At 67.9% G+C, this 5,742-nt stretch carries 5 protein-coding genes and 1 pseudogene; 5 read left to right on the top strand and 1 reads right to left on the bottom strand.

Going from position 1 to position 5,742, the window contains the following annotated elements:
* The 4 genes and pseudogenes from ACWD3H_RS47335 to ACWD3H_RS47320 form a co-directional block, all read left to right on the top strand.
* Nucleotides 1–273: pseudogene (locus ACWD3H_RS47335) on the top strand (potassium-transporting ATPase subunit B); the annotation flags it as partial.
* A complete protein-coding gene (locus ACWD3H_RS47330) occupies nucleotides 274–1,134 on the top strand; it encodes a potassium-transporting ATPase subunit C (RefSeq protein ID WP_451959753.1) in 861 nt (286 codons plus the stop codon).
* A gap of 8 nt (nucleotides 1,135–1,142) precedes the next feature.
* Nucleotides 1,143–3,680, top strand: a complete 2,538-nt coding sequence (locus tag ACWD3H_RS47325) for a DUF4118 domain-containing protein (protein WP_451959754.1) — start codon at nucleotides 1,143–1,145, stop codon at nucleotides 3,678–3,680.
* Nucleotides 3,677–4,345 carry a response regulator gene (locus tag ACWD3H_RS47320; RefSeq protein WP_350966379.1) on the top strand — a complete coding sequence of 223 codons (669 nt, stop codon included), beginning with the start codon at nucleotides 3,677–3,679 and terminating at the stop codon, nucleotides 4,343–4,345. The genes ACWD3H_RS47325 and ACWD3H_RS47320 overlap by 4 nt, the downstream gene beginning before the upstream one ends.
* A gap of 252 nt (nucleotides 4,346–4,597) precedes the next feature.
* Here ACWD3H_RS47320 and ACWD3H_RS47315 read toward each other — a convergent pair whose 3' ends face one another.
* Entirely contained in the window at nucleotides 4,598–4,846 is a 249-nt protein-coding gene (locus tag ACWD3H_RS47315; protein WP_350930421.1) for an SAV_915 family protein, read from the bottom strand.
* Nucleotides 4,847–5,437: 591 nt separating this feature from the next.
* Here ACWD3H_RS47315 and ACWD3H_RS47310 point away from each other — a divergent pair.
* The coding region (locus ACWD3H_RS47310; RefSeq protein ID WP_355569144.1) for a DeoR/GlpR family DNA-binding transcription regulator at nucleotides 5,438–5,742 on the top strand (305 nt) is incomplete at its 3' end.

Raw genomic sequence — 5,742 nt, 5'->3', positions numbered from 1 at the left:
ATGTTCGCGGCGGTCTATCCCGGCCTGGACGCGCTGAACGTGATGCGTCTGGCCAGTCCGCAGTCGGCGATCCTGTCCGCGGTCGTCTTCAACGCCCTGGTGATCATCGCGCTGATCCCGCTGGCGCTCAGAGGTGTTCGCTACCGCCCTTCGAGCGCGTCGAAGTTGCTCAGCCGCAACCTCTACGTCTACGGACTGGGCGGCATCATCGCCCCGTTCATCGGTATCAAGATCATCGACCTGCTCATCCAGTTCCTTCCGGGGATGTCATAAATGGAACGCCTACCTAGCTGGATCCGCCAGCACCTCGCGGCCATCAGGGCGGTCGCCGTCCTCACGGTGCTCCTCGGCGTGATCTACCCGCTGGTCACCACCGGCGTGGCCCAGGCCCTGTTCAACGGCAATGCCAACGGCTCGATCGTCCAGCAGGACGGCAAGGACGTGGGCAGCGCCATCATCGGCCAGAACTTCACCGACAAGGACGGCAACCCCGTCAGGACCTACTTCCAGAGCCGCCCGTCGGCCGCGGGTGACGGGTACGACATGCAGTCGACGGCCGCCGGCAACCTGGGACCCGAGGATGTCCTGGACGTTCTTCCCGTCCCCGGCGCGAAGGACGACGAGGGCAACCCGGACGAGGGCAGGCGGAGCCTGCTCACCCAGGTCTGCGCCCGCTCCAAGGCGGTCGGTGAGCTGGAGGGCGTCAGCGGCGCCAGGCCGTACTGCACCGGTGACGGTGTGGGCGCGGTGCTGAAGGTCTTCTCCGACCGCGCGGTCAGCGTCAACCAGGCCTGCCCCGACACCCCCTTCATCGCCGAGTACAAGGGGCTGAAGGTGGAGTGCGGCAAGCCGGGCGAGGACTACGCCGCTGGAAAGACCGTCCCGATCCGTGGCGGCGTGACGAAGGTCGAGGTGCCCGCCGATGCCGTCACGGCCAGCGGCTCGGGCCTCGACCCGCACATCTCGGTGGCCTACGCCGACCTGCAGGCCCCGCGAGTGGCCAAGGAGCGCAAAACGGACCTTGCCAGGGTCAAGGCGCTCATCCAGGAGCACACCACAGGGCGCGCCCTCGGTTTCATGGGCGAGCCCGCGGTCAACGTGCTCGAACTCAACCTGGCCCTCGACAAGGAGTAGTGATCGCGGTGCCACGCGGGCGGCTACGGGTCTACCTCGGGGCGGCTCCCGGAGTCGGTAAGACCTTCGCGATGCTCAACGAGGGACGCAGGGCGCTGGAGCGTGGCAGGGACGTGGTCGTGGGTTTCGTCGAGACCCACGACCGCCCCCACACCGCCGAGCTGCTTGACGGCCTGGAGGTCCTCCCTCGCAGGACGCTGGCCTACCGGGGGAGCCACTTCACCGAGCTGGACGTCGATGCCGTCATCGAGCGGGCGCCGAAGGTGGCGCTGATCGACGAGCTGGCGCACACCAACATCCCAGGCTCGCGCAATACCAAGCGCTGGCAGGAGATCGAGGAGATCCTCGACGCCGGCATCGACGTCGTCTCCACCGTCAACATCCAGCACCTGGAGTCGGTCAACGACGTCGTCCAGCAGATCACCGGCATTCCGCAGCGGGAGACCATACCGGATGAGGTGGTACGGCGGGCCGACCAGGTCGAGCTGGTCGACATGTCGCCCGAGGCACTGCGCAGGCGGATGGCGCACGGCAACATCTACGCACCGGAGAAGGTGGACGCCGCGCTGTCCAACTACTTCAGGATCGGCAACCTGACCGCGCTGCGCGAACTCGCCCTGCTCTGGGTCGCGGGAAAAGTCGACGACCAGCTCGACCGCTACCGCGCCGAGCACGGCATCGCCAAAACCTGGGAGGCACGCGAGCGGGTGGTGGTCGCGCTCACCGGCGGCCCGGAAGGCGAAACCCTGGTACGGCGCGCAGCCCGCATCGCGGCGCGCAGTATGGGAGCCGACCTGCTGGCCGTCCACGTCACCAGGGCAGACGGCCTGACCGGCGGCGATCCGGCCGGCCTGGCCCGCCAGCGCACCCTCGTGGAGGACATGGGCGGCACCTACCACCAGGTGGTCGGCGACGACATCCCGCGCGCGCTGCTCGACTTCGCCGGTGGGGTGAACGCCACCCAGCTCGTGCTCGGCGCATCCAGGCGGGGCAGGTTCGCCCAGATCCTGTCCCGTGGCGTCGGGGTGGAGACGACCGCGTTGTCGGGTTCGATCGACGTCCACATGATCACTCACGCGCAGGTCAAGAAGGGCCGCCGCCACGCAAGCTCGCGAGCCGCGCTGACCCGCAAGCGCAGGGTCATCGGCTGGGCGATGGCGGTGCTCGGCATGCCCGCGCTGACCGCGGTTCTGCTCCCGTTCAGGGACGATTCGGCGCTGCCGAGCGAGATCCTGCTCTTCCTGCTGATGGTCGTCGGAGTCTCCCTGGTGGGCGGCATGTGGCCGGCGGTGACGGCGGCCATCGGTGGGTTCCTGCTGCTGAACTACTACTTCACGCCGCCGGTCGACCAGTTCACGGTCTACGACCCGGAGAACCTGCTCGCGCTCGTCGTCTATGTGCTGGTCGCGATCATGGTGAGCCTGGTGGTCGACGTGGCGGCCCGCCGTACCAGAGAGGCGGCCAGGGCCACCGCGGACGCCGAGGTCCTGTCGACGCTTGCCGGCCACGTCCTGCGTGGTGAGGCCGCTCTGCCGTCGCTGCTCGCCCGGGTCAAGGAGACGTTCGGGCTCGTGTCCGCCACGCTTCTGGAGCGGACGGGACCGCCGACCCCCGACGATCAGTCGGAGCCGGAGGCGTGGCGGATCGTGGCCACCTCCGGGGGCGAGCCGTGCACCAGCCCCGGAATCGCAGACACCGACGTGGCGATCGACGAGAACCTGGTGCTCGCGGTACGTGGGAGGCTGCTCGACGCCTCCGACCGCAGGGTGCTCGAGGCGTTCGCCGCGGAGACCGCCGTCGCGCTGCGTCAGCAGCGGCTGGAGGAGGAAGCCGGGCGGGCCAGGCCGCTGGCCGAGGCCGACAAGATGCGCACCGCGCTGCTCGCCGCCGTCAGCCACGACCTGCGCACCCCACTGGCCTCGGCCAGAGCCGCGGTGGAGAGCCTGCGCAGCACAGAGATCGACTGGTCCGCGGAGGACAGGAAGGAACTGCTCGCCACGGCGGACGAGTCGCTGGTCAAGCTGAATCGCCTGGTGGACAACCTGCTTGACATGAGCAGGTTGCAGGCGGGCGTGCTCGGGCCCGTCCTCCAGCCGGTCGCCCTGGAGGAGGTCGTGCCCAGGGCGATGGACGACCTGGGCACGCTCCGGGATCGCGTCGAGGGGGACATCTCCGTCGAGCTGCCCGAGGTGGTCGCCGACTCCGCCCTGCTGGAGCGGGTGCTGGTGAACCTGATGTCCAATGCCGTTCGCTACAGCCCGCCAGGCGAGCGGGTGCTGGTCACCGGCAGCTGGTACGGCGACCACGTGGAGATCCGGGTGATCGACCGCGGTCCAGGGATTCCGCCGGAAGCACATGACCAAGTCTTCAAGCCGTTCCAGCGGCTCGGCGATCGTGACAACCAATCGGGGGTCGGCCTCGGTCTCGCGCTCTCCAGGGGGCTCACCGAGGCGATGGGCGGCTCTCTCGTACCGGAAGAGACACCAGGGGGAGGTCTCACCATGATCTTGACGCTGCCCATCTCATCCAGAGCCGTGATCGCATGACACGCATTCTCGTCGTCGACGACGAACCGCAGATCCTGCGGGCGCTCCGCATCAACCTGATCGCCCGCCACTACGAGGTGGCGGTGGCCACCGACGGCGGCGCGGCCCTGCGCCAGGCGGCCGACTGGCACCCTGACCTGGTGGTGCTCGACCTCGGGCTGCCCGACCTCGACGGCGTCGACGTCATTCACGGGCTGCGCGGCTGGACCTCGATGCCGATCATCGTGCTGTCCGGCAGGGCGGGCAACCAGGACAAGGTCGACGCCCTCGACGCCGGTGCCGACGACTACGTCACCAAGCCGTTCGGCATCGACGAACTGCTGGCCAGGATCCGCGCGGTGTCGCGCCGCACGTCCGCGCAGGAGGCGGAGCTGGCCAGCATCACGATCGGCGACCACGTGGTGGACCTGACCAACAAGACGATCTCCGGCGGGGCACGGCTGACGCCGACCGAATGGCACATCCTGGAGATCCTGCTACACAACCCGGGCAAGCTCGTCAGCCAGCGGCAGTTGCTGACCGAGGTATGGGGGGTCAAGTACGTCAAGGAGACCCACTATCTACGGCAGTACATGGCCCAGCTGCGGCGCAAACTCGAACGCGACGCCGGGCATCCAGCCCACCTGATCACCGAGCCTGGTATGGGTTACCGCTTCAAGGCCTGATCGGCTTCAAGCCGCTCACCGGTTTGGAACTGCTCACGGCGCTCCGGGATCCCTGACCGGCAACGACGAAGCGCGGGCAGCCGAGTGACTGTCCGCGCTTCTCGCATTCGATCAGAGGCCGACTTCCCCGCGCATCAGGCCGGCGAGCCCCGCGCCGGCACCCGGGCCGTGGCACCGACCGCCGCGCCCGCCGCGATCGACAGGCCGAACCGCTGGTCCTCGCTCCCTGTGCGATCGCCTCGGTGACGCACATCATGCGGTCTTGGCGGAGTGCCGGGCCATCGTCCCTGCGGGGTCGATCACGATGCCGATGCTGTCCAGTTCCTTGAGCATGCTCCTGAGCGCGGGCTCGCTGAGCCGTACCCAGTGCTGATCGGAGCCGAGCACCTTGGCCAGGCGCATCGGTGAGGTGAAGGCGACCGCCGTCCGCTTCCCCGCAGCAGTCCTGAACAGGCGCAGCGACGTGCTGAACGCGCCTTGACGGACCGGGACGTACAACAATGCTTCCTCCTGGTGAGAACTCGTACACCAGCGACGCTAGAGCCGAGCGGGGAGCATGAGCGCGATCGCTACGGGATCAAGACGGCAATCGCGGAAGTACTTACGACGCGTTGACGTGGTGTGGCTCCGACCAGCACCGACATCACCGAAGCGGCAGGATCGGCCGCTTCGGTGTGGTGAATGCGTCAGGGGTCGTCGGCTCCCACCGTCAACGACGTTCTCTGGAGGACGGCGATGATCGGCAGGCAATTCGTGGTGGCGCGACGATGAGCCGGGAAAGCGTGGTGGGTCTTCCGGTTCGGTCGGTTCTGTGCGGTGCACCTCGACCGCGGGCATACCGCTGACGGTTCGCGACCCCGTGCCCGGATGCGCACCGTCCCACCTGTGACACGGACGAACTTCACGGACGAAGTGCGGGAACGCGAGGGCGAGTAGTTCTTCGACAGACGCCCAGCATGATCATGAGCCGGTGCGTGGAGGTCACAGGTTCATGAAACTCACGACGGAGCGGTTCTCATCGACCCTTGACATGCAACATACTCGGGTATAAAGACATATAAAACAACATTGAAACGGCGGTGAACCAACAGGATGTACGCCGAGGAACGGCAGCAGGAGATCCTGTGTGAGGCCCGGGCCGCCGGGCGGGTCGACGTGGTGACCCTGGCGGAACGGTTCGGCGTCACGACTGAAACGATCCGCCGGGACCTGACAGCGTTGGAGCGTTCGGGGGTGCTGCGGCGCGTGCACGGCGGGGCGATCCCGGTCGAGCGCCTCGGTTTCGAGCCAGCCCTCGCGACGCGCGATGAGGTGATGACGGCGGAGAAGGAGCGTATCGCCAAGGCGGCGCTGGCCGAGTTGCCGCAGGATGGCGCGATCATCATTGACGCGGGTAC

This window comes from Streptosporangium sp. NPDC002607 (assembly GCF_053592655.1).
This window is presented reverse-complemented; position numbering and strand designations above follow the sequence as displayed.